Annotated in this window: 23 protein-coding genes and 1 other annotated feature (1 of these 24 only partly in view); of the genes, 19 read left to right on the top strand and 4 right to left on the bottom strand. The window is 43.0% G+C overall.

Annotation, left to right across the window (positions count from 1 at the left end):
- Window positions 1-151, top strand: a binding site (T-box leader); it begins 56 nt to the left of the window's first position.
- 88 nt (window positions 152-239) lie between these two features.
- On the top strand, window positions 240-2654 hold the full coding sequence (gene leuS / locus ACKPCD_RS09865; protein WP_321433084.1) for a leucine--tRNA ligase: 2415 nt from the start codon (window positions 240-242) through the stop codon (window positions 2652-2654).
- 71 nt (window positions 2655-2725) lie between these two features.
- Here leuS and ACKPCD_RS09860 read toward each other — a convergent pair whose 3' ends face one another.
- Window positions 2726-4144, bottom strand: a complete 1419-nt coding sequence (locus ACKPCD_RS09860) for a LysM peptidoglycan-binding domain-containing protein (protein ID WP_321433083.1) — start codon at window positions 4142-4144, stop codon at window positions 2726-2728.
- Between the two features lie 322 nt (window positions 4145-4466).
- Here ACKPCD_RS09860 and ACKPCD_RS09855 point away from each other — a divergent pair, with 322 nt between their 5' ends.
- The 3 genes from ACKPCD_RS09855 (at window position 4467) to pepV (ending at window position 8435) form a co-directional block, all read left to right on the top strand.
- On the top strand, window positions 4467-6125 hold the full coding sequence (locus ACKPCD_RS09855) for a putative polysaccharide biosynthesis protein (RefSeq protein WP_321433082.1): 1659 nt from the start codon (window positions 4467-4469) through the stop codon (window positions 6123-6125).
- Window positions 6126-6186: 61 nt separating this feature from the next.
- Window positions 6187-6930, top strand: coding sequence for a pseudouridine synthase (locus ACKPCD_RS09850; protein ID WP_321433081.1), 744 nt, complete (start codon window positions 6187-6189; stop codon window positions 6928-6930).
- Window positions 6931-7031: 101 nt separating this feature from the next.
- Complete coding sequence (pepV, locus tag ACKPCD_RS09845) at window positions 7032-8435, top strand: dipeptidase PepV (RefSeq protein ID WP_321433080.1); 1404 nt, start codon at window positions 7032-7034, stop codon at window positions 8433-8435.
- Window positions 8436-8618: 183 nt separating this feature from the next.
- Here pepV and ACKPCD_RS09840 read toward each other — a convergent pair whose 3' ends face one another.
- Window positions 8619-9779, bottom strand: coding sequence for a tyrosine-type recombinase/integrase (locus ACKPCD_RS09840; protein ID WP_321433079.1), 1161 nt, complete (start codon window positions 9777-9779; stop codon window positions 8619-8621).
- A gap of 17 nt (window positions 9780-9796) precedes the next feature.
- Here ACKPCD_RS09840 and ACKPCD_RS09835 point away from each other — a divergent pair, with 17 nt between their 5' ends.
- Window positions 9797-11464, top strand: a complete 1668-nt coding sequence (locus tag ACKPCD_RS09835; RefSeq protein WP_321434555.1) for a phage tail spike protein — start codon at window positions 9797-9799, stop codon at window positions 11462-11464.
- Between the two features lie 31 nt (window positions 11465-11495).
- Window positions 11496-11702 (top strand): hypothetical protein, encoded by a 207-nt coding sequence (locus ACKPCD_RS09830; RefSeq protein ID WP_321433078.1) that lies wholly within the window; start codon window positions 11496-11498, stop codon window positions 11700-11702.
- Between the two features lie 42 nt (window positions 11703-11744).
- Here ACKPCD_RS09830 and ACKPCD_RS09825 read toward each other — a convergent pair whose 3' ends face one another.
- A complete protein-coding gene (locus ACKPCD_RS09825) occupies window positions 11745-12599 on the bottom strand; it encodes a hypothetical protein (RefSeq protein WP_321433077.1) in 855 nt (284 codons plus the stop codon).
- Window positions 12600-12733: 134 nt separating this feature from the next.
- Here ACKPCD_RS09825 and ACKPCD_RS09820 point away from each other — a divergent pair, with 134 nt between their 5' ends.
- The 10 genes from ACKPCD_RS09820 (at window position 12734) to ACKPCD_RS09775 (ending at window position 20940) form a co-directional block, all read left to right on the top strand.
- On the top strand, window positions 12734-14698 hold the full coding sequence (locus ACKPCD_RS09820; RefSeq protein WP_321433076.1) for a hypothetical protein: 1965 nt from the start codon (window positions 12734-12736) through the stop codon (window positions 14696-14698).
- 121 nt (window positions 14699-14819) lie between these two features.
- Window positions 14820-15302 carry a hypothetical protein gene (locus ACKPCD_RS09815; protein ID WP_321433075.1) on the top strand — a complete coding sequence of 161 codons (483 nt, stop codon included), beginning with the start codon at window positions 14820-14822 and terminating at the stop codon, window positions 15300-15302.
- Window positions 15303-15655: 353 nt separating this feature from the next.
- A complete protein-coding gene (locus tag ACKPCD_RS09810; protein ID WP_321433074.1) occupies window positions 15656-15994 on the top strand; it encodes a hypothetical protein in 339 nt (112 codons plus the stop codon).
- Window positions 15984-16226: a holin gene (locus ACKPCD_RS09805; RefSeq protein ID WP_321433073.1), complete on the top strand. Its 243-nt coding sequence runs from the start codon at window positions 15984-15986 to the stop codon at window positions 16224-16226. Before ACKPCD_RS09810 ends, ACKPCD_RS09805 begins: the two co-directional genes overlap by 11 nt.
- Before the next feature lie 2 nt (window positions 16227-16228).
- Complete coding sequence (locus tag ACKPCD_RS09800; protein ID WP_321433072.1) at window positions 16229-17131, top strand: N-acetylmuramoyl-L-alanine amidase; 903 nt, start codon at window positions 16229-16231, stop codon at window positions 17129-17131.
- A gap of 496 nt (window positions 17132-17627) precedes the next feature.
- Window positions 17628-18665, top strand: a complete 1038-nt coding sequence (locus ACKPCD_RS09795; protein ID WP_321433071.1) for a hypothetical protein — start codon at window positions 17628-17630, stop codon at window positions 18663-18665.
- Window positions 18643-19023, top strand: a complete 381-nt coding sequence (locus ACKPCD_RS09790; RefSeq protein ID WP_321433070.1) for an ASCH domain-containing protein — start codon at window positions 18643-18645, stop codon at window positions 19021-19023. Before ACKPCD_RS09795 ends, ACKPCD_RS09790 begins: the two co-directional genes overlap by 23 nt.
- A 4-nt stretch (window positions 19024-19027) precedes the next feature.
- Window positions 19028-19552 (top strand): ATP-binding protein, encoded by a 525-nt coding sequence (locus ACKPCD_RS09785; RefSeq protein ID WP_321433069.1) that lies wholly within the window; start codon window positions 19028-19030, stop codon window positions 19550-19552.
- 12 nt (window positions 19553-19564) lie between these two features.
- A complete protein-coding gene (locus tag ACKPCD_RS09780) occupies window positions 19565-19801 on the top strand; it encodes an ASCH/PUA domain-containing protein (RefSeq protein WP_321433068.1) in 237 nt (78 codons plus the stop codon).
- 707 nt (window positions 19802-20508) lie between these two features.
- Window positions 20509-20940 carry a GatB/YqeY domain-containing protein gene (locus tag ACKPCD_RS09775; protein WP_068562618.1) on the top strand — a complete coding sequence of 144 codons (432 nt, stop codon included), beginning with the start codon at window positions 20509-20511 and terminating at the stop codon, window positions 20938-20940.
- Between the two features lie 112 nt (window positions 20941-21052).
- Here ACKPCD_RS09775 and ACKPCD_RS09770 read toward each other — a convergent pair whose 3' ends face one another.
- Window positions 21053-21232 carry a YjzC family protein gene (locus tag ACKPCD_RS09770; protein ID WP_086989222.1) on the bottom strand — a complete coding sequence of 60 codons (180 nt, stop codon included), beginning with the start codon at window positions 21230-21232 and terminating at the stop codon, window positions 21053-21055.
- Window positions 21233-21480: 248 nt separating this feature from the next.
- Here ACKPCD_RS09770 and ACKPCD_RS09765 point away from each other — a divergent pair, with 248 nt between their 5' ends.
- The 3 genes from ACKPCD_RS09765 to ACKPCD_RS09755 all read left to right on the top strand — a co-directional run bounded on the left by ACKPCD_RS09765 (window position 21481) and on the right by ACKPCD_RS09755 (window position 24312).
- Entirely contained in the window at window positions 21481-22785 is a 1305-nt protein-coding gene (locus ACKPCD_RS09765) for a murein hydrolase activator EnvC family protein (protein WP_321433067.1), read from the top strand.
- Between the two features lie 117 nt (window positions 22786-22902).
- Window positions 22903-23661: a TrmH family RNA methyltransferase gene (locus ACKPCD_RS09760; protein WP_321433066.1), complete on the top strand. Its 759-nt coding sequence runs from the start codon at window positions 22903-22905 to the stop codon at window positions 23659-23661.
- Between the two features lie 336 nt (window positions 23662-23997).
- Window positions 23998-24312: a winged helix-turn-helix transcriptional regulator gene (locus ACKPCD_RS09755; RefSeq protein WP_086941806.1), complete on the top strand. Its 315-nt coding sequence runs from the start codon at window positions 23998-24000 to the stop codon at window positions 24310-24312.
- Window positions 24313-24354: the final 42 nt, after the last annotated feature.

Below are 24354 nucleotides of genomic sequence, written 5' to 3'. Positions count from 1 at the left end.
TGGTGAAAATGCACAAAGAGCCTTTTGAACTCGCCTTTGAGTTGTTCCGCCGAAAGCATCAGTAAGCGGGACCGCATCGCTGCGTTACAGGCATGATAAGGAATGCAAAGACATTCAATATAGGTGGTACCGCGAACATTTCGTCCTATAGGCAGAACCAGTGATGGACGTTGCCTATAGGACTTTTTTTATGGCCATCGCCTGTTTGGATGAATGAAAAGAAAAGGATGTTGCTGGAAATGGGTTATACGCATAAAACGATCGAGAAAAAATGGCAGAAATATTGGGCAGACAACCGCACCTTCAAAACGACCGAAGCGGGCGGGAAACCGAAATATTATGTATTGGATATGTTCCCTTACCCATCCGGACAAGGCTTGCATGTAGGCCATCCGGAGGGCTACACGGCAACGGATATCGTTGCCCGTGCAAAACGCGCACAAGGTTTCAATGTATTGCATCCGATGGGGTGGGATGCTTTCGGTTTGCCGGCTGAGCAATATGCGCTGGATACTGGTAACGATCCGGCTGATTTTACCGAGCTTAACATCAAAACTTTCAAGCGCCAGATCCAATCGCTAGGGTTCAGTTATGACTGGAGCCGTGAAATCAATACGACGGACCCAAGCTACTACAAATGGACGCAATGGATCTTCACAAAATTGTACGAACAAGGTTTGGCCTATGAGGCGGAAGTTTCCGTCAACTGGTGTCCGGCATTGGGTACCGTTCTTGCCAACGAAGAAGTTGTCGACGGCGTCAGCGAACGCGGCGGTCATCCGGTCTACCGTAAACCGATGAGACAGTGGATGCTGAAAATCACTGCTTATGCAGAACGCTTGCTGGATGATCTGGAATTGGTGGATTGGCCTGAGAGCATCAAGGAGATGCAACGGAACTGGATCGGACGTTCTGAAGGTTCGAACGTTATTTTCAAAATCAAAGATTCGGATAAGGAATTTACGGTCTTCACGACTAGACCGGATACCTTGTATGGCGCGACCTATGCGGTCATGGCGCCAGAATTGCCGTTGGTGAAGGAAATCATGTCCAACCAACAAGCCGAAGTTGTCAAAGCTTATATCGATTCCATTTCACTGAAGAGCGATCTGGACCGTACGGAGCTTGCAAAAGAAAAGACCGGCGTATTCACAGGCGCTTATGCAATCAATCCAGTCAATGGCAAAGAAATCCCGATCTGGATCGCCGATTATGTATTGGCGACATACGGAACCGGCGCCATCATGGCTGTCCCTGCCCATGATACGCGTGATTATGAATTTGCCAAAAAATTCGACTTGGAGATTATTCCGGTTCTTGAAGGTGGAAACGTCGAAGAGGAAGCCTATACGGAAGATGGCTTACACATCAACTCCGACTTCTTGAACGGATTGGATAAAGCGACAGCGATCGCGAAGATGAACGACTGGCTGTCCGAAAACGGATTGGGTGAAAAAGTGATTTCCTATCGTCTGCGTGATTGGTTGTTCTCGAGACAGAGATATTGGGGCGAACCGATCCCTGTCATACACTGGGAAGATGGCACATCGACAACGGTTCCCGAGAATGAATTGCCGTTGCTGTTGCCGAAGACCGATCAGGTGAAACCGAGCGGCACTGGGGAATCTCCGCTTGCCGTCATCGATGAGTGGGTCAATGTTGTCGATCCGGTGACTGGCATGAAAGGCAGACGTGAAACCAACACAATGCCGCAATGGGCTGGCAGCTCATGGTACTTCCTGCGCTTCATGGATCCGCATAACCGCAACGACCTTGCTTCAAAAGAAAGATTGGACTACTGGCAGAACGTCGATCTTTATATAGGCGGAGCCGAGCATGCGGTGCTTCATCTGTTGTATGCGCGCTTCTGGCATAAATTCCTTTACGATATCGGCATCGTTCCAACGAAAGAGCCGTTCCAAAAATTGTACAACCAAGGCATGATCTTGGGCGAAAACAATGAAAAAATGTCCAAATCAAAAGGAAATGTCGTCAATCCGGATGACATCGTGGAAAGATATGGCGCAGACACGCTCCGCATGTACGAAATGTTCATGGGACCGTTGGATGCATCATCGACATGGAGCGAGGGCGGCATCGAAGGCAGCCGTAAGTTCCTGGATCGCATTTGGCGCTTACTTCTGGATGAAAACGATAAAATGCGGGACCGCATCACAACCATCAACACGCATGAATTGGACAAGGTTTACCATCAGACAGTCAAGAAGGTAACCGAGGATTACGATAATCTGCACTTCAATACGGCAATCTCGCAGATGATGATCTTCATCAATGAAGCCTACAAAGTGGACGCATTGCCGTTCGAATACGTTACCGGCTTTATTCAGTTGCTTGCGCCGATCGCACCGCACTTCAGTGAAGAACTTTGGGTGAAACTGGGCAAACCGGAAGGCATTTCTTACGTTGCATGGCCAACATATGATGAAGCTTTCCTTGTCGAAGCCGAGATCGAAGTGGTATTCCAGATCAACGGCAAAGTAAAAACCAAAGAAATGGTTCCGTCCGATATTTCAAATGATGACATGATCGCGATGGCATTGGAAAACAGCATCATCAAAGAAGGCATCGAAGGTAAAACGGTAAGGAAAACAATCGCCATCCCAGGCAAATTGGTCAATATTGTAGCGAATTAATCTTAACATATCAAAAAGAACGCACACCTTCAGCTTTGGGGCGTGCGTTCTCTTTTTTTTCTGTGTTATGCTTAAGGGATGATCAGCACCTGACCGACCCGGATAAGGTTCGGATTGGCTATGCCGTTGGCGTTAACGAGCTGGGTGATGGTTACACCGTAGCGAAGCGCAATTGCATATAAAGTGTCTCCGGCTTTGACCGTATAAGACGTGCCGGTTGTAGGCGTAGTTGGAGTCGTCGGCGTTCCTGTGCCAGGTATCGTCAATACTTGACCGATACTGATCAGATTGGCGTTGGTGATGTTATTAGCGGTAACGATCTGTTGGACCGTCACCCCATACCGCAAGGCGATGGCATAGAGCGTATCCCCGGCTTTGACTGTGTAAGTTGTGCCAGTCGTCGGCGTTGTAGGGGGCGTAGGTGTTGTCGGCGTGCTTGTCCCCGGAATCGTCAACACTTGTCCAACGCGAATCAGGTTGGCGTTTGTGATGCCATTAGCATTAATGATCGTTTGGACAGTCACACCATACCGCAAAGCGATGGCATAGAGCGTATCCCCGGCTTTGACTGTGTAACTTGTCCCTGTTGTTGGAGTCGTAGGGGTAGTCGGTGTGCCTGTTCCCGGAATCGTCAACACTTGTCCGACGCGGATCAGGTTGGCATTAGTCAAGCCATTGGCGTTAACAATCGCTTGGACAGTCACACCATACCGCAAAGCGATGGCATAGAGCGTATCCCCGGCTTTGACTGTGTAGCTCGTTCCCGTTCCTGTTCCCGGAGTGCTTGTGGTGTTCATAAGTTGGGAAAGGGTCACAAACGAGTAGCCCATCGCACGCAACTGATTGATGATGTTCGGCAATGCGGCAGTCGTCCCGTTGGCGCCGTAACCGGTGTGCATCAGAACGATGGCTCCAGGTACGATATTATTGATGACGCGGTTGTAGATGTCAGTGGCTGAATTCCCTGTCCAGTCGAGCGAATCGATAGTCCACTGGAACGTGTAAGTATAGCCGGCGTTTCCGACAGTTTGTAGGACGGTACTGTTATAGGATCCGAATGGAGCGCGGAAAAATGGTTTTGTGCTCTTGCCGGTGAGATTCGTGATGATCGTTTCGGTTCGGGTGAGTTGGTTTGTCATTTCGGTCGTTGCTACGGTTGTGAAATCCGGATGATTATAGGAGTGGTTTCCGATGTCATGGCCAGCTGAGACAATGTTCTTGATTGCCTGCGGATGATTTTCAGCACCTTGACCGGTGAGGAAGAAAGTGGCTTTTATGTTATTGGCTGATAATGCGTTCAGAATTGATTGGATGTTATATCCGTCCGATCCATCATCAAACGTTAAGGCAACAACCTTATTGGATGTCGAACCTTGATAAATAATTTGCGAGGTAGCGGCCAAAGCAGGGGTTGCCGAAAGGGTGAGGAGAAGCAGGAGCGAAAGGATGACTCCGAATAAACGTCTGAACGCCTTTCTTGAGGTGTTCATTTTTATTCCTCTTTTCTATTGCAGCCTGAGCGACAGGGTTGAAGTGAAAGCCAAGTGGTGGTGATTTGAGATTTTGACAAAAACTGGATTGGCTCAGTTCTTTTCCACACTTACATTTTACCATAAACGTTCAGGTGATGGTATGAAAACGCATGCAAATCGATGGGATGTTCGACCTGGAAATGTCAGGGATTATTCTGAAATTGTTAGGATTTTGCAAAATAAGTCTACTATAGATTGAAAAAAAACGGATATTTGGTAAAATACTTGAGTGATGGTATTATTATTCTCTTTCATTCATCAGGAAGAAAGCAGGTTGCACATGTCAACAGATAGAAATGTCAAAGAAGAAAATGAAACAACAAACAACAAGATGGTACAGGGGACTTTTTGGATGACTTTCGGGAGCATTTTTTCCCGATTGATCGGCGCACTCTATATCATCCCGTGGAATGCTTTGATGGGATCGACTGATGCGGCCAATACAGCCAATGCCCTTTATTCGATAGGCTATACACCTTATCAGCTTTTCCTTTCAATCGGTATAGCAGGCTTCCCGGCAGCGATGTCCAAGCAAGTAGCCCAGTACAATGCCAAAAATCAATACCGTACCGGGATCGACATCTTCAAGAAGAGCATGTTCTTCATGCTTTTGACGGGTGCGGTCAGTGCCGCCTTGATGTACGGATTGGCACCGATGATCGCTGAGAACAGTCCGGCGGCTTCGCCTGAAGACGGGGCGTTGGTGATCCGGGCGTTAGCTCCCGCCTTATTGCTGGTGCCGGGCATGAGCTTGATGCGCGGTTTTTTCCAAGGCTATCAGGATATGGTGCCTTCAGCGATTTCACAAGTGTTCGAACAGATTGGTAGGGTAGTGTACCTTTTGGGAGCCACCTACATCGTGATGCAACTGCTGGATGGCAACATCGCCACAGCGGTTGCGCACTCCACTTTCGCGGCGTTCGTGGGTGCGATTGTTGCAACCATCATCCTTCTTTTTTATTACAAAAAGAAGATGGAGGAATATCAACCGTTGATCGCCAACAGTGAACCTTCAAGCAACATCCAGACGACTGCGGCCATCAAGAGCATGCTGCAGGAATCGATTCCATTCATCCTGATCGGTTCAGGCATCACTTTCGCCAAGTTGATCGATCAGGTGACGTTCAAACCGATGATGGTGAACTTGACGAGCTACTCCGGCAAAGAAATCGAGGATTTATTCGGACTGTTCAGTTTCAACGCCGACAAATTGATCATGATCATCGTTTCGTTGGCGGTCGGCATGGCTACGGCAGCGGTGCCTCTGATTGCCGCCGAGTTCACGAAAGGAAACTTTCGTATACTGCAGAGCCAGGTGAGGGAGATCATCCAGCTTTTCGCATTCATCATGTTGCCGGCAGCTTTTGGGATGATGGTCGTTTCAGAACCGATCTACAACGTGTTCTATCCGCTTCATCCGGTAGGTCCTACACTATTAGCGGTATCGGCTCTGATGAGCATTGTATTGGGACTTTTCACGGTGCTCGGATCGATTTTGCAGTCTTTGAGTCGCCATAAAACAATGATCTCCTATCTACTGGTAGGGCTTGTTGTCAAAGCAATCATGCAGTATCCGATGTTGGCTTTATTCGATACGGCAGGCGCTTTGGTTGCGACGACGATCGGTTTCATCGTGACTGTACTGTTGAGCGGTTGGAAAATCTATCACCTGACCCATTTCGGTCTGGTTGATACATTGCGGAAAACCGGGAAAATTTTGGCAGTGGCCTTGGTCATGACGGCCTGCGCGTTCATCGCCTTGAAAACCAGTATGCTGGTCATCCCAATCGATCGCAAATTGACAGCATTGGTGGTAGTCGCCATCGTAGCGGCAGTCGGAGGCTTCGTTTACTTATTTCTGACCCTGAAATTGCGCATCGCTGATGACATTTTGGGTGCTAAAGCGAACAGCCTGCGCAGAAAAATGCGTATCAAATAAAATAAACGAAACCGAAAAGCAGCCTTAGTGGGTGCTTTTTGGTTTATAAGGGAGAAAACACATGCGATTGGACAAACTGCTGTCGAATTCCGGATTCGGATCCAGAAAAGAAGTCAAAGTATTATTGAAAAAGAAATGGGTGACGGTGAACGGGAAAGTTGAAACAAAAGCTGAAGCCAAAGTGGACAGCGAAAAGGACACTGTTCTTGTAGGAGGTGAACCGGTCAACTATCAGGAATACATGTACTTGATGATGAACAAACCGCAGGGTGTCCTCAGTGCAACAGAGGATAACCATCAAAAAACGGTCATCGACCTATTGGCATTTGAACTGCATCAGCAAGAGCTCTTTCCTGTCGGTCGTCTCGACAAAGATACGGAAGGTCTGTTGCTGCTGACGAACGACGGCCAATTAGCACACTTCCTGCTGTCGCCGAAACGGCATGTGGACAAGGTCTATTTCGCTGAAGCAGCGGGACGGATGACGGAAGAGGACCAAAAGGCCTTCGCAGAAGGGATCATTCTGGAAGACGGCTACCGTTGTTTGCCGGCCAAACTTGAAATCCTGGGCTACGATGAAGAAAGGGACAGTTCGGAGGTAGAAATAACGATCAAAGAAGGGAAGTTCCATCAGGTGAAACGGATGGTGCTGGCCTGCGGAAAAGAGGTCACTTTCCTGAAACGGTTGACGATGGGGCCTCTTCGTTTGGATGAGCAACTGGCAAAAGGTGATTACCGTCCGTTGCGCGATGAGGAACTTGCGGCATTGCGGGAACATCTGCCGGAGTCGATTAAAAAAGGCTAAGATTTTGTCTTCGGTAGGGCCAAAATACCAAGCTTTTATTTGGATATTTTGCCAAAAGTGATATGATGATAGCATGATATTTTAAGTTAGGATGTGCGTTCATGGAAATCAATTGGAAAAAAGAAGTGGAAATCAGAAAAACGGAACTGTTGGAGGACTTATTCACATTATTGCGGATCGACAGTGTAAGGGATGATTCGAAAATAACTCCTGATGCACCGGTCGGACCAGGCCCTAAAGAAGCTTTGGAAGCTTTCTTGGCTATCGGTGAACGGGACGGTTTCATCACGAAAAATGTCGGCAATCTGGCCGGACATATCGAATTTGGCGAAGGTGAAGAATTGATGGGCGTATTCGGTCACGTCGATGTTGTGCCTACCGGGACCGGCTGGGATACGGATCCTTTTGTCCCCGTGATCATTGATGACCGCATCTACGCCCGCGGATCGAGCGATGATAAAGGGCCTACGATGGCTGCCTACTATGCATTGAAGATCATCCGCGACCTGAAGCTACCGATTTCCAAAAAGGTCCGCGTCATCATCGGTACGGATGAAGAGAGCGGTTGGAAATGCATGGACCACTATCTTGAAAACGAGCGGATACCTGATTTCGGTTTTTCTCCGGATGCAGAGTTCCCGATCATCAATGGTGAAAAAGGCATGCAGACTTTCATGGTCCAATTCAGAGGCGACAACAAAGGCGGAAAGAACGAGTTGTTGAGTTTTGATGCCGGGCTGCGCGAAAACATGGTCCCTCAGGATGCGACTGCCGTATTCATCAGTCCGGAAGCCGACAAAATTGAACAGGCATTCGCTGCTTTCCTAGAAAATAATCCAGTCAAAGGAACGATTTCTGTAGCTGGAGAACAAGTAACAATCGAATTGATCGGTAAAGCCGCTCATGGTATGAATCCGGCTGCCGGCGTGAATGCGGGAACCTATCTTGCCACTTTCTTGAACAAGTTCAACTTCGGCGGACAAGCGGCCACGTTCCTTGAATTGATCGCGGGCCGCATCCATCTGCAGCATGATGCTCAGAAACTAAATTTGGCTTACACGGATTCAGTAATGGGCGAATTGACCATGAATGCCGGCATTTTCACCTTTACACCATCAACTGGCGGCGAATTGGCGTTGAACTTCCGTTATCCGCAAGGCGTTTCCGAAGAGGGCATCGAAATTAAGTTAGAAGCTGCCTTGGCTACTTATGGCGTGACGATTGCAAAAGGCGGACACGGAAAATTGCCGCATTACGTGCCGGCTGACGATCCGTTGGTAAAAACGTTGTTGGCTGTCTACGAGAAACACACCGGCTTAAAGGGACATGAACAGTCCATCGGCGGCGGAACTTATGGGCGCTTGTTGGAGCGCGGTGTTGCTTATGGGGCGATGTTCCCTGACAGCATCGACACGATGCACCAAGCCAACGAATTCATCGCTTTGGATGATCTTTTCCGCGCGACCGCGATTTATGCGGATGCCATGTACGAATTGCTGAAATAATGTTGACTTTTCAACGTTTCAATTATTTTTAAAAATGAAACGAAAAGCTGTTAAATCAACATTTCCAATTTTTTGAAATCGGTTTGAAACGATGCGAAAATATGCGCACTCGGGATTTATCCGGGATTTTTTGATCCATTTCGGAAAAAATCCCGAGTGCGTTTTCGTTGCTATGTAGCCATTTTAGCCATGCATACGGGTGCTGGCAATCTGAATGACTTTCTGACTGCCTTCCTCTGTGGCGTGAGTATAATGCTCCGTCATGGAGGTTTTTTTGTGTCCCAGGTAATCTGCCAGGGCTCTTCCGTTCACGCCTGCCAGGGATGCTTGTGTGGTGAAGGTGTGCCGCATCATGTGTGGGCTGGCCTTCACGCCGCTTTCTTCCGAGACATAGGACATAATACGGTTCAAGTGGGTAACGCAGTAGGGGACGCCTCGTTTCGGATTCAAGAAGATAAAATCATCCTGGTTCAGGATCTGGCCGAAGTCCGCTTTGATGTCTCGTGCTTCCTGGATGCAATACTCCAGAAGCGCTGCCGCTTCCTCAGTCAAAGCAATCATACGCTCACTGCTCGGAGTCTTCGTTCCTTTGCCTTCAGGACGTTTTAGCGTTCGAGTGAGTAAAACCCTGATGAACGTCCCATCCGGCCGGAAAACCACGTTCTTTTGTGTCAGACCCATGATTTCACCGCGTCTGAGACCAAAAGTAGTGAGGTAGAGCATCGCATAATTCTGTTTTGTCAAAATTTCTTTTGCTTTATCCATGAATAGATTATAGTTCGCGAGATCGATGTTCTTCGATTTTGGCTTGGCGCCTTCCTTGCGGATCTTCACGTAAGATAACCGGTTACGTTCCAGGACTCCGCTGCGTACGGCATCATTCAAGATGGCGCACATCAGATGGTGATAGGTCTTGACTGATTCTTCAGCCAATCCTTCATCGTGCAGCATTTCATTCAGGTACAGCTCATAACTATGCCGATCGATTTTTTTCAACGGCGTTTGGCCAAAGCGGTTCGATAGGTGATTCCGGTAGTGGCTGTCGATGCTGGAAAGAGAATCGGCCGTCCATTCCTTTCGGGCGATCCGTTTTTCTTTATATTTCTGATAGTATTCGTCCAGGGTGATATTGGGATTGCTGATCATCCCGAATTCTTCATTCTCAATGAATTCTTCGATCTCACGCAACTTGGCACGGGCGGCCGTCATCGTTTTGAATCCTGATTTATCGAATTCACCAGGAGCGCCATTGATCACATACGCGCGCCGAACCTGGTAACGCGTTCCTTTTTTTGTTTCGTACTTGTATATGTTTGGATAATTTGTCTTCATTCTTTTTGTCATTGTAGTTTCTCCTTCCGCTGCCGGGCAGCGGCTCCTGGTCCATCAAGGAAGTCAAGAATGCAAGGGACGCGCTCGGTGGTGTCGAGGGTTCATTTTTGGACACGTATGGCGGGGAGTATATGTTTGATAACTACGATATCAGACTTTATGCAAACCGCGGGAAACAGTCTGGGGCGCTCATTGCATACGGCCGAAATCTGACGGATCTCGAACAAGAAGAGAATATAGCAGAGACCTATACCTCCATCTATCCCAATGCGGTGGTGACGGACGACAATCAGAATGAAATCATTCAGACGCTGCCGGAATACTATCTCGACAGCGAATATGTCAGCAATTATGCAAGAAGGAAAATTCTCACTGTTGATTTTTCGGGAAATGATGTCACGACGGTCGAACAGCTCCGGGCCAAAGCCGAGGCCTACATCATCAATAATCGTATCGGTGTGCCGAAAGTGAATCTTAAAATCAAGTATGTAGATCTGGCCAAAACCTTGGACTATGAAGCGACGCAAGCGATTGAAGAAGTGAACGTCTGCGATTGGGTAACGATCTATTTTGAAGAGTACGGCATCAAAACAAACGAGAAAATCATAAAAACCGTTTGGGATGACTTGCTGCAGCAATACGATTCAATCGAAGTCGGTGAGGCGCGGGCAAGTTTGGCGCAGAGCATCAACACAACCGTTGATGGGAAGTTGGAAACCGTAGCAGTTAATCTGAATACAATTCGCTTAGCTGCTGATGGCAAAACGAAGATTTACACCGGTGTGGCTGAACCCATTGCGTCAAATATTAATGATTTATGGTATAAGCCAGTCGAGTCCGGAGCGGTAGAGATGTATCGATGGGACGGTATCATTTGGGCCCTGCAAAAGACCAGTGCCGACGCTTTAGCCGGAACAGTTGATTTTGCCACGGTACAAGCAATTAACATCGATGCCAATGCTATTTCTACGGGAACACTGAGCGGCGCCAACTTCTGGCTAAACCTCATCACCGGCATCATGCAGTTCACGAATCCAGTGACGGGCGACATTTTGGTGTTTGATCAGGGGGAAATCTATTATCAAAACGGAACCAAGGTGAGGCGTTTAAGATATTCAGAAGAAGGTTTCATCTTTGAACCCGGTGAAGGCAATACAGGCACATCGCTGAACACTTCGCTGATTCTGCGTGGAGGCTTCGGATCAGACAAGTATATAGATTTTATGGACAAAGATTTTGAGACTGGAACTCTTTCCAACCACCAGCGTATCACGGCGCGAAATGCGATCATGTATTTTCAAACGATTGATCGGGTTCACGTTGTACACGACTCTGATTTATCATTTGCACCGATTGCTGCTTCAGCGTTTGAGGTCGGATCTAGTGAGGACTTTAAACAGAACATCATGAGTACAGAAATAAGTGCTTTGGATAAAATAAGTAGTTTAGCAGTCGTGGAATACGATTTGAACTACAACGTTGAATCTGGAATAGAGAACAAGCAGCTTGGCTTCATTGCAGAGAACAGCCCATACATATCAGGGAGCGGTGGAAAGAGTATTGATTTGTACAAGGCAATCGCATTGACCACAAAGGGAGTCCAGGAGTTGTTGGCTAGGATTGAGGCACTTGAGACGGAAAATGCAATGATGAAAACAGACATTGCGACGATAAAAAAATCATTGGGATTAGCATAAGTTAGTCCTTTTTAGTTTGAGGAGGGATACGATGAAAGTATTTAAAATTGAGTCACAAGATTATCAATTTGATGAAGATGTGTCTATGGTAATTGTTGCCGCATCAGCCAAACGTGCATTGGTGATGGCGATAGAAAAATGGCAATTTAGAGATGAACCCAAAAATGTAAACTTGAAAGTTAATGAAATTAATATTTGTAAGGAACAGATAGTCGACATATCCCATTACGGAGATTAAAAAAGGATGGACGACTTGTCCATCCTCAAACACTATAAGGCTTCAGAAGAATAATTTGACATATGCAGCATTGGGAGGGGATTTTATAACAGTTTGTTTTGCAAGCCTAAAAGGTTTTTTGGTGTGCTTTGAATATGCTTTAGTACTCTCGGAAAACATTCCGGGCTGCCGGATGTTACTCTCTGGAATCCCACGTAAATTGTTTTTATTTGTTGGATTATAAACGATCGTCAGATTTAATTTATTTTTCAAACTGACAATTACTTCATGTGCAATTTGTCGAACAAGAGCGTACGGCAAGTACTTAATTGCTTCTTGTTGCTCTTTAGTAACATGAGTTAAGATACTATATCTTGAAGTAACTAAATCGAAATAGTCTCGATTTCCTGCTTTTACTTCATCAACATGAACTCCACCAAATTGTTCGGCTAACCTTAAAACGATGTCTTTCCTGCTTAAAATGATGTTTTTTGATTCAGATTTTGATACTAAGACCTTAGCTGTCCACCAATTCTCAAAATCTAACCACTCACAATCAACCTGAGTACTATTTTCAAAGACTGGAAGATAAATATGTTCGAGTGCAAAATGTTCTTTTACATTTTTAGTTGGAACAGTAACAAAACCCACTAAATTGAACATGAATTCAGGATCAACAGCTTCATAAGCTGTGTTATAAAATTTCATGTCATCTTTTATGTTTAGAGTTTTAAGTAAACTAACTGTATCAGATTTTTTACCAGATCTGGGAATTGGGTCTTTCACCATCGTTCTTATGATCGCTGACATACCTTTTGCACGTGTAAAATTGCCTGAATCGTAAGATGCACATAACTCAATTAGAGACTCTAATTGATCAATCAATTGATCTTTGTAGTAAGAATTTAATTCATCCATTTTTTCACCTCGCTTTCTATCTTTAGTATAAGGGATATCCAATGGAAATAAACACAATATTTTAATGGAAAATTAAGAGAAGGACTGCTCATCTGAGTAGCCCTTTTTTAGTTACCAAAAAGGAGTGATACATATTGGTCTTAGAACAATTTATAATTGATGCCGACATTATTTGGGACCAGGTCGGCAAGACGTTTTTCGAAAATCCAGAAGCGAAACCCGGCCGGATTATGCGCGTGCAAGTTGTGAATGCCGGCATCATAGAGGACCTAACGGGGTATACATTAAACCTCGGTTGGACCAGCGTAAGAGACCCGTCCAAGTTTGGACTGGATGCTTTCGATGATATTGACATCACAAAAGGGATTTTTGAGATTGAATATACAAGTGGTATGCTCACGAATATTGGACCGCTGAATGCATCCCTGCAGCTCGTTCCTCCTGGGGAAGGAAGGCCGATAGAATCCAATAATTTCAAGCTTACTGTTAAGAACAGCGCGATTAATCCAGCGGCAATTCAGGGTGAGACAAGTTTTAGCACATTGGAGAATGCGCTCGTGGAAGTGAATGGCTGGAATGCGCGGATTGATGTGGTGGAGCAGGATTTCATCCAACGAGCTATTAATATGGAAGCGAAATATCCACAGGAGTTAAATTCATTGGGTGCGCAGCTGGAGCATAAGATAGGTGGGGGAGTAAAAGCCGAGCCTGAAGATTTATCCGCCGCAACGCTTGGGTTAGTCACAGGAACCGGAGGACCGATTAATTTGTTGTCTGTTCCGCAAGATAATAGTGTGACAAAATCCAAGCTATCCACAGACTTGGAAAATGAAATAAACTTGCTTTTCCCACTTGACCCGAACCCGAACGCAATGGAAATACTTAACACTGATTCGACAACTGTTTCTTATTTTGGTAATGCCGCCAATACCGCCTATGCTGAACCAATTGTAAATGGAATAAAAGAGTATACAATATCCACTACTGCGGCTTTCGGTGGAGCATCTAAACCTTATATTGCAATCGAAAACGAATTTGACGTGACTCCGACAGACTATCTGTTTACGTGCGAAGGCGATGCCAGTGTTGCTGGTATATTTACCATGATTATTACGGATGGTACAAATACGCTAGATACAAAATACATTGGGTATACAGCAGGGACAACAAGTAAATCACAAGCGATTACAATGCCGGCAGGCGCAACCAAGTTAAAAATCACCTTGTTTGGTTATAACGTTTTTGCTGCAGGCGAAAATCACCTAACCATCCGCAATCTGCAATTAAAAACAGTGATTGCACAAGACCTTGATATTGTCGCAAGGACTGAAAACCTTGAAACAACAGTAGGAACGCTTGAAACGGATGTGACGGCTATTGACGGTAGGGTAGGAGCGTTGGAAAATGTACCACAAAAATCTTACTTTATCCTTGATTTTGACTACTCTCCTTTGGCTTGGACGGATGCAAATATTGCAATCGTACTGGATGAATTTGGCTATCCGTTTAAATTTAACTTCGGGGTATCGACAGACGCAGCCATTGCCCGTGCTTTGGTTCGCAGAGGGTGTGAAATGGCAACCTACTTTAATGATGCTGCTTATCTTCCGACAACCGAGCAATTTTCAAGCGCGGTACAAGCGGATATTGACAAGGTGGATGCCTATGTAAAAGGCGCAATTGACATGCAAGAAGCGCTAGGATTTAAGGATCAACTCGTTTGGTCAACTAGACAATTCACAACCGGAATCAACTTGGAGAATGCGCTCAAGAAATACGGCTTTGCCATTGAGCGATTGCGGACAAGCGGCACGATGTTGCCGACAAGTTTTAGTAAAAATCAGCTTACAAAAATCTACGTGAGTGACAACACGACAAACTGGTATTCTCACACCATGACAGGCATTGATACTGCAATCGCAAACGGTGGATCGTTGGCTATCTTTACTCACAAGATTGTGCCTACCGATGATGCTAGCGGCATTAATATCATTGAGAGTCAGTACCGATTGATCCTTAATAAAATAAAAGGTTATGTAGATGCAGGTCAAGCGGAAGTTATCACATACAAACAATACTTCGAGAAGTTCAGAAACTAGTTGCTGAACCATAACGTTGACACCGTGAAATGAAAATGGCCGTTCTCATACGGCTGAAAATTAATAAAGAACTAAAAGTGATATAATATTCTTAATATTATATCGAAGGAGGTTCTCAACAATGGATTGGATTGGAATGGTTCAGATATCACTTTCAATAGGAACATTTGGAATGCTTGTTTATGAGGTTTTCTACAACAGCAGACAAAGAAAAATAGATAGGCGCATTTCGGTGACTGTAGAAGACCAAAGAGAAAAACAACGAAAGCTATTTGATAATGTCAATGGGTTACTAGATATCGAAAAGAAATTCATTTACTCAAAAATTACAGAAGATGAATTATCATCTATTCTATTGGAAAGCCTTAGTTATAAAGTTGGAGTTTGGATTAATATTAATCGGAAAAATAAATTTGCAGAACGATTGAGGGATAATTGCACTTCCCTCGCAACGTGGTTAGCAAGTTCTGCAGAATCTCGAATAATGGGGAATAATAATAATTATTTAGAATCTGCGCATCGGAATGTAATGGATATTTGGATTTTAGTTGATAAATATATCGAAGAAGAAGAAAATTTAATCGAATATTTGTTAAAAAAATAAAGAAATAAGTGAATATTTAATTAAGAGCAACCATTTTGGTTGCTCTTTTTGTAATATATGTTTCTTCATCCGTTCCAGAGAAGTAAGGAAAGGACGCATCGCTGAGGAAGAGAAAGAGATCACTTTGGTAATGGCTCACGTTTAGTTGTGATTCCTACTTGACAGAGATTCGAGTAAAGGGGTAGGTTACAGGTAACTAAACCGAGAGGAGAATGACATATGACTGACTTCGATAAGTTATCATTAGAGGATAAGCAAGTAATCCTCGTTGCGTTACTGACAGGTAAATAGTACCTACAAAAAAGGTTGCTCACCCGGGCAGCCTTTTTATTATGGAAAAAGGAGCGTGGGCAATGGAGTGGATATCCGCAATAATCGCAAGTGCGGTAACGGGCGTGGTGACCTTCTCGGTCGCTAATAAACAGACAAATGGATCAGTTGAGCAGCAATACACCGAAAATATCACCAAGCTTTTTACTTTTTATAAAGAGCAGGTTGATGCGTTGGGGGAAGAGGTCAGGCAACTGAAATCACAAATAAAAGACATCGAAAACAAGTACGTCAAGGATATCAATGGTTACAAGTTAATAGTCGAAAAGTTGGAAGATGAAGTCGAAGTTCTGCGGGAAGAAAATGACGAGTTGAAAATCGAGAACGCCATCCTGAAAGGGGATCAAGAAAATGGAATTTAATATTTTTATCGCACCGATCACGATGATTGCTGTTGAAATGACCAAGCGCGCAGGGCTAGAAAGCAAGTACCTGGCATTTGTGGCCGTAGTTTTTGGGGCTCTATTCGGCGCTTTGTACGGCTTTATCTACAAAGGCGACATCTTTGTCAATGCTTTTGAAGGTTTGCTGTATGGCGCTTCAGCTTCAGGAATGTGGGATGTAGCTACGAAGACACTTAAGGAGGTAAAATAATAATGGCTTATACAATTAATGATCGGCGCGCATCAGCGCTTGGTGGCCAAAGTAAAGACCGCTCTCGGTCTACAATCACGACAATAGTATGGCATTATTCTGCAGTTACTAGATCTGTGCGCAAATTTATCACTGGCCACGAGGAATACTGGAAAAACACGCTCGGTTGGGATCGTGGCGGCTATCACTTTTACATCGACGTGGACGGGAATATCTGGCAGAACTATGACTACGAGCGAATCACTTGGGGAGTCTACAATAACAACGGGTACTGCGTGCACATTAGCGTGGAGGCCGGAAACGGCAATGATTACTCACAAGCGCAAATTGATGCACGCGATTGGCTGACACGCAAAATCATGGGTGATTTGAGTGTGCCAGCAAGCAAGGTCAAGGGACACTGGGAGGTTTATAACAACTCATCTTGTCCGGGTTATACCAAAGCTCAGATGGATGCCTTCCGCGCAAAATTGGCGCAGCCTAGCACGACGGTAGCAGCGCCTGTCACAACAACTGATGCTGGAGTGACCTTTGGAGGTCAGGCACACATTCAGCAAAAAGGTTGGTGCGAGATGATCAACAATACTCTTGGTACAGTCGGGAAGGGATTACGATTGGAGGCTTTTTCCTTGGTCGTAAAAAACAACGGTAAAGCCCAACCTATAAACGGATCTGTACACATTCAGGATATCGGAGACGTGTCGTATAATTCCGGTACCAATATTTTTGGTACAGCAGGAGAGGAGAAACGCCTGGAAGCAGTTTTGATAAACGTCGGCAACGGCGTGCAGTATAGGGCGCATGTTGCGAACCAAGGATGGAGACCATGGGTCCGCAGTGGCGAATGGTCAGGTACTAAGGGGAAAGGGTTAAGTATTGAGGCGATTGAGTTCCGCGTTGGTTAGTGTTCAACCTAAAAAGCCTGCTCTCAAATGAGGGTAGGCTGATTTTTTGCTCTCGTTATTCTGAGTGAAGGGCTAAACACGTTGAGAGAATGACAACGTGGCGATTCGCTATGATGAGTCGAAAGGTGCTTTTATTGAGAAAAAATATGCATAAATAAAAATTGCTTTTAAAGAAATACGTATAGTATTAGTGAGGCTGGTTTTTATCCCCCCCCAAGTTAGCCAGTCTCATATCTAATGCATAGGAAATGCTCCTAGGGTGGCTAGTTTCGTAACGAATAAAATATATACTCAAAAAAGAATTATTTTGATTGAACGATAACTATAGTTTCTCTGGAAAGGTAGTTTTTACATATCAATACGCAAACCTATGTTCTTGTGTTATACTAAGTGAGTAATCTCTTGTTATTATATAAATTTGTGTGACAAAGAAACTAATTTTTTGATCATACTTTGTATAAAACGGAGTTAAGCTTTTAAATTAGGGGGAATATTTTTGGAAAACGATGTCATAAAGTATGTTAAATTCTCAGAAATAGATTTAAGTAATTCCTTTTTTGATTCACTAAAAGATGATTACCCTGGTTTTGAAGATTGGTTTATAAGAAAAAGTGAAGAATCGGCATATATTTTAAATGAAGGTAAAATGAGAGGGTTTCTTTATTTAAAAGATGAGGACGAAGCATCAAATGATATTGCCCCTCCTTTTGAGAAGAAAAGACGGTTAAAAATTGGAACATTTAAAATTGATTCGCATGGAACTGTTCTTGGTGAACGATTTATGAGTATTATTATGAATGAAATGATTTATGGAAATTATGATGAAGTTTATGTTACTTTATTTGATAAACAAGAAGGACTAATAAGATTATTTGAAAAGTTCGGATTTTTAAAGTGGGGAGAGAAAAGTAATCATGAACTTGTCTATACAAAGTCACTTCAAGTTTATGATGATATTTTTAAAAACTATCCGCGGTTAAAAGTTTCGAACGCAAATTATTACTTATTGGGTATTTGGCCAAAATTCCATACTTTATTGTTTCCTCAATCAAGATTAATCACGGAAAGAGATCATGTTATTCAGGATTTATCATTTACTAATACAATTGAAAAAGTTTATTTAACAAAAATGTATGGGATTGAAAATCTCAAAAAAAATGATTTGCTAATTATTTATAGAACTGCAGAGAATGGAAAAGCTGCTAGATTTAGTTCTGTTGCAACGTCAGTATGTACGGTTGTAGATTATAAGAATATATCCGAATTTTCTAGTTTTGAAGAATACAGTAAATTTGTTGGTAAGGGTACAATTTTTCAAGAAAGTGAGTTAAAGTCTTTTTGGAGAAGTAAAGACTATCCTCACGTAATAAAAATGATATACAATGTAGCTTTACAAAAACGTATTGTAAGAGATGCATTATTGGAAAAAGTAGGAATCGATACCGGATATGCAGGGTTTATGAAATTAAGTGAAGAGCAATTCAATAAAATACTAGAATTAGGTGAAGTAAATGAAAGTTTTATTATCAATTAGACCTGAGTTTGTTAAAGAAATAGTAAATGGTAATAAGAAATATGAATACCGTAAATTAATATTCAAGCGTGATGATATATCTACAGTTGTTGTGTATGCAACAAAACCATACGGTAAGGTTGTTGGTGAATTTGAGATAGATAATATTATTTCTGACTCTCCTTCAGCTTTATGGGAAAAAACAAAAAAATATTCTGGAACCTCAAAACGTTTTTATAATGAGTATTTTGAAGGGCGAGACCAAGCATTTGCTATTAAAATTAAAAGTTTCAAAATGTTTGAGGAACCATTGACGCTTCAAGAATTTGATAAGAATATTAAAGTTGCGCCTCAGTCATTTTGTTACATTGGAGTCTGATAAAATGGGATATATTTTTATGACGGGTATACATGGTGTAGGAAAAACAACTCTGATTAGGAAGTTACAAAAAGAAATTAAACTTAGTGCTTATTCTGTAAGTGATTTGATCCGTTCCGCAGGTAATAATATCGATACGAGTGAAAAAAATACGGGAAATATTAGTGGAAATCAAGAATTATGGAAAAAACAGTTACTGGATATTAACGTCGAAAATAATGCCCAATTACTGTTAGATGGTCATTGTTGTCTTCTAGATAAAAATGGTAACATTTACGAAATACCCCAAGACACTTTTAAAGATACTGACCTTAATAAAATAATCTTAATTAAGAATAATCCTGAAGTAATAGTCGGAAATCTCTGGAAAAGAGACAACAAGGAATATGAAGTAGAATTTATTAAAAAATTTCAAAAATGCGAGGAAGAATGTGCGATAAAATTGAGCGAAACATATCATGTACCTTTATTTGTATATGATAATATAAATAAATATGGTAATCTGAAAAAATTTATTATTGAAGAATAAGAAGGGCTAGCTATGCACGATCTAAAAATTGATAACGAATATTTTGAACATGTATTATTAGGTACAAAAACTTTTGAAATAAGAAAAAACGATCGGAATTTTAAAGTTGGAGATATCGTTATCTTGAATGAATGGAATAATATAAGCCTAACTTACACTGGAAGAAAGATAATATGCCGAATCACTTATGTTACAAGTTATGAGCAAAAAGAGGGGTATGTAGTCTTTAGCTTTATCAAACTGCCTTGACTGTATGACTATTATTCAGTTTAACCTTGCAAGTACTTTTTCAGGTCTTCTTAAGTCAGCACACGCAGCATTTCCGCTTTCTTAAATTGCTCCGGATTTTGATCGAAAAATTGAGCTACAGCTGGATGCTATTTCTCGCAGCGATAAATTCCTCATTATCCAAAACTTCTAAGACTAATAAGATTTGTGTGAAATGCAATGGGATCATCGGGCACCTCCTTTAGTCAATGGTATCAATGTGAGCGAACTTTGCCTATATTTTTGTTTATCTGTTTTAGAAGTAATATTATAGGAAGAAAAAAAGCCCTGCCCGGACTTTTGTTACTCGGGATTTTCCCGGGATATTTTTCTATTTGATGCTAGAAATCTTGATTTATCAGTGATTGATAAGATTAGCCATGTACGAATTGCTGAAATAAACAAACTGTCTGATTGTTTCATACCACCAAAAACAGAAATGCTGTTAAATCAGCATTTCTGTTTTTGGTGAAATTCATCTGATGATGCTTCCTTAACACGATAATAGGTTTTCAAGTAGATGAAATAAGATAGAGTAAAATTTTTCAGAAAATGATGAAACGACGCCAATGGTTACAGATTTGCCAATTCCGATTCTATTCCTTAGAATTAAGGGAGGACGCTGATCTTGGAAAGAATCCATAATGAGGGGCGGTCTATAACTAATTTCGGAGAGGAGCTCAGTAATCATGACATTGAAAGAAACAGTCAACAAAGACTTCATCCAAGCAAGGAAAGACAAAGACACGTTGAAGGCAGATGTCCTCCGCCTGATCAAAACGGAATACGATTCTTTCATTATCGACAACAAGCGCGAAATGACTGAAGCAGAGGAAATCCATGTTTTTATGAAGGACATAAAAAAAACCAATGAAGCGATCGCTTTTGCAAAGCAAGTTGAACGCACGGACCTAATTGAAGAAAATCAGAAAAAGTTGGCAATTTTGGAGGCTTATGTGCCTAAGATGATGGATGAACGGGAAGTTCGCTTCTTTTTGGCCGAAAACGGTGTAGCCGAAATGTCATTGAAGGATGCGATGAAATTTTCGATGCAAGTGCTGGATGGCAAAGCCGATAAAGCACTCGTATCCAAAATCATCAAGGAACTTCTGGCAAAATAATGCATCGGATAAGAAAAGGACTGTGCGGCGCTTGCTGCACGGTCCTTTTCTGAACGCCTTTCCAAGTTTTCTCCACCGCGAAGCTTTCAAATGATCAGTTATCAGCGAACAATCAGTCTTTTTTGATCCATTTGTTTCCGGCTTTGTTGGTAGGCGGAAGTCTATGCCCTTCAACGATATGGACCTCTTTGCTGCCGGTAATTTTGCCCCCTCTTGGGCCGACTTCCTTGTAGACGCCAGGAGGAAGGTTGTCCGTACCTGGTTTGTGTAAATCTTTTTGATCGATTCTCATGTTATTGCCCCTTTCTTTCTTGAAGAGCGATGGTGGAGGAAACACTTGGTACAGCTTAAGTATATCGCTGGAAGCGCGAACAATCAAATGCAGACTGTGTTCGGAAACCGATGTGTAAACATGAACAATATTTCACGATTTACGACTGTCGTAACAAATTGAAACACAATTGTCATATTTCTATCATGCAATGGTATTTTAATTTTGATATACTTCATCTCGTAGTAGAAACAGGAGGAGAAGTATAATTGGGAAAAAAACATATCGCGTTGTTCTCATCAATCTTATTGCTTAGTCCGATTGCAGGTGGATTTACTGCTCAGGCGGCTACATTAGAAGAATTACAACAACAAAAAGATGCTTTGCAATTAGAAACGAATACGATTCAATCGCAGATAGAAGAAAAATCAAATTCATTGAATACTTTGGAATCCGAAAAAGCAAACTTGGAAACAAAAGTGAATGAACTTCAATCGCAATTGGATGAATTGATGAATCGGTTAGCGACTCAAGAGCAAAAATTAGCTGATATCGAATCAAAAATTCTGGAATTGCAAGCTGAAATTGAAGCATTACAAGTGGTCATCGACCAGAGAACCGAAAAATTAAATACACAGGCTCGTTATATCCAAACGGATGCGGGTGTTACGGATATAGCTTCAATGCTGTTGTCTTCAGAGAATTTTTCTGACTTAGTCGGAAAAATCACGGTCGTTTCAAAGATTGTGACTGCCAACAAGGACATCGTGGAACAACAGGAAGCGGATCAGCAAAAAGTCGAAGACAGCAAAGTGGCTGTTGAAGAAGAAAAACTTGCTGCTGAAGCATTGAGACAAGACATTCTGATTTCAAAAAATAATGTCGTAGCCCAAAAAACTGAAATCGACATCCAAATCGCGCAAGTCATTGAGAACTACGAATTGACTGAAGCCGAGAAAAATGGCTTGGAATCAACCAGAGCTGACTTGGCTGCACAAACTGAAACCATCAGCAATGACATGGTAGCAGAAGAAACAAGGATTGCAGCTGAGAGGGCAGCAGCCGAACAAGCAGCATCTGAAGCGGCGGCAGTTGCAGCAGCAGCTACGGCAGCTAATAATTTGACTGCATCAGCAGCGCCGACTACGACTGCATCCAGCAGTTATACTGTAAACTCTAGTGGTTTCATAAAACCAGCCAGTGGCTACTACTCATCTCCGTTTGGATATCGTCTTTCACCAATCACAGGTGGCTCTGAATTGCATAGAGGGCAAGATATTGCGGGCAGTGGAGCTATTTCTGCTGCACAATCCGGGACTGTAGTAACAGCAACATATCACGCTAGCTTTGGCTACTATGTGGTAATCAACCATGGCACCATCAATGGTGTGACCGTTGAAACACTTTACGCGCATATGCAACCAGGGTTATTGGTCGCACCGGGACAAACAGTCAGTCAAGGTCAACAAATTGGAATAATGGGTACAACCGGCGATTCAACGGGTGTTCATCTCCATTTTGAAGTTCATGAAAATGGTGGATTAGTTGATCCATTGAATTATATCGGTGGCTAATATACTTAAAATTTCGAAGAGATTGGGAGTTCCCCAGTCTCTTTTTTCTATCTTTGGATGAAAAGGGAATAATAAATGCGTTATAATAGGGGATATGTTGAACTGAGGAGTTACAAAATGGAAAAGATAGCATCGATGAAAAATCAAAAAGTAAAACAATGGAAAAAACTGCAGACCACCAAAGGCCGGAAAGAGGCGGGCGCTTATCTGATCGAGGGGACGCATCTTTTGAAAGAGGCCATCAAAGCAAACGCAAGCATCCAGGAAGTTTTGATGACTGAAGCTTTTCACCAACAGTCGGATCTGCCGCTTGGTGAGAGGGACATCATCATCGTTTCCCAGGAAATCCTGGCCAGCCTGGCCCAGACAGAAACGCCGCAAGGAGTCGTCGCGATTGTTCAGTTTCCTGAAGCGGCTCCGATTTTGGATTACAAGGGCAAATATATCCTTTTGGATCAGGTCCAGGATCCAGGGAATGTCGGCACCATCATCCGGACGGCGGATGCTGCCGGTTATTCTGGTGTCTTTTTAGGTGAGGGATCGGTTGATCTGTACAATGATAAAGTATTGCGTTCTATGCAAGGTAGTCATTTCCATCTGCCGGTTCATCGCGCCGCTTTGCAAGAGTTGATACCTGAAATGAAGAGTAAAGGCATGCCCGTTTACGGAACCGAACTGAACGAAGCTGCCGTCGATTACCGCACTCTTCCTCCGACCGATACGGTTGTATTGGTAATGGGTAATGAAGGAAATGGCGTTTCTGAAAAAATATTGGCGTTGACGGATCAGAATTTGTACATTCCGATTTTTGGCGAAGCCGAGTCCTTGAATGTTGCGGTCGCGGCAGGTATCTTGCTTTATCACTTCGTCGGCTGAAGAAATCTTTAAAAAATCGCTATTTTTTCATTTAAACGTGAAAAAGTATTGCCTTTGTGAAATTCCTATCCTATTATAAGAAACAGACATGAACTTTTTGTACAGCTTGCAAGCTGGTTGCCGAATATTCACGAATATTTTTCGTGAAGTTTTTCCTAATTTGATGGAAATATTCGGCGCCTGCAGGCATTTATCTGGGGAACCAATTCAGTTAGTGCTGTTTGCGGGATAGGATGCTTATTTTTTGTAAACATTTTGTGACAAAAGGCACATTCCCTTTGACAGGGGAAATGAGGGTGTTTATAATAGGTCAAAGAGGTGAAGGCTGTGAATGAAATGCTGGAAGTAAAAAAATGTATTTGTCCAAAATTCGAAAAGACATTCTCTATTTTAGGGAAGAAATGGACCGGCTTAATCATCGAAGTCTTGATGGACGGAGATAAACGATTCAAGGAATTGGCCGCACAGATACCTAATGTCAGTGATCGAGTATTAGTTGAACGCTTAAAAGAGCTGGAAGATGAAAAAATTGTGGTAAGAACCGAAAATCCTGCGGCGGCAATCAAAGTGATGTACGGATTGTCGGAAAAAGGTAAGGCATTGAACAGTGTGATGCAGGAAATCCAAACTTGGTCGGATGCGTGGGTCTGAATCCGAACTTGACGGAAACGGCATTTCCGGTTAAACTGGCAA

The sequence above is a fragment of the Trichococcus flocculiformis genome (assembly GCF_963662535.1).
Lineage (GTDB): Bacteria > Bacillota > Bacilli > Lactobacillales > Aerococcaceae > Trichococcus > Trichococcus flocculiformis.
The sequence above is the reverse complement of the archived record's forward strand: the minus strand, read 5'-3'. Positions and strand labels throughout refer to the sequence as shown.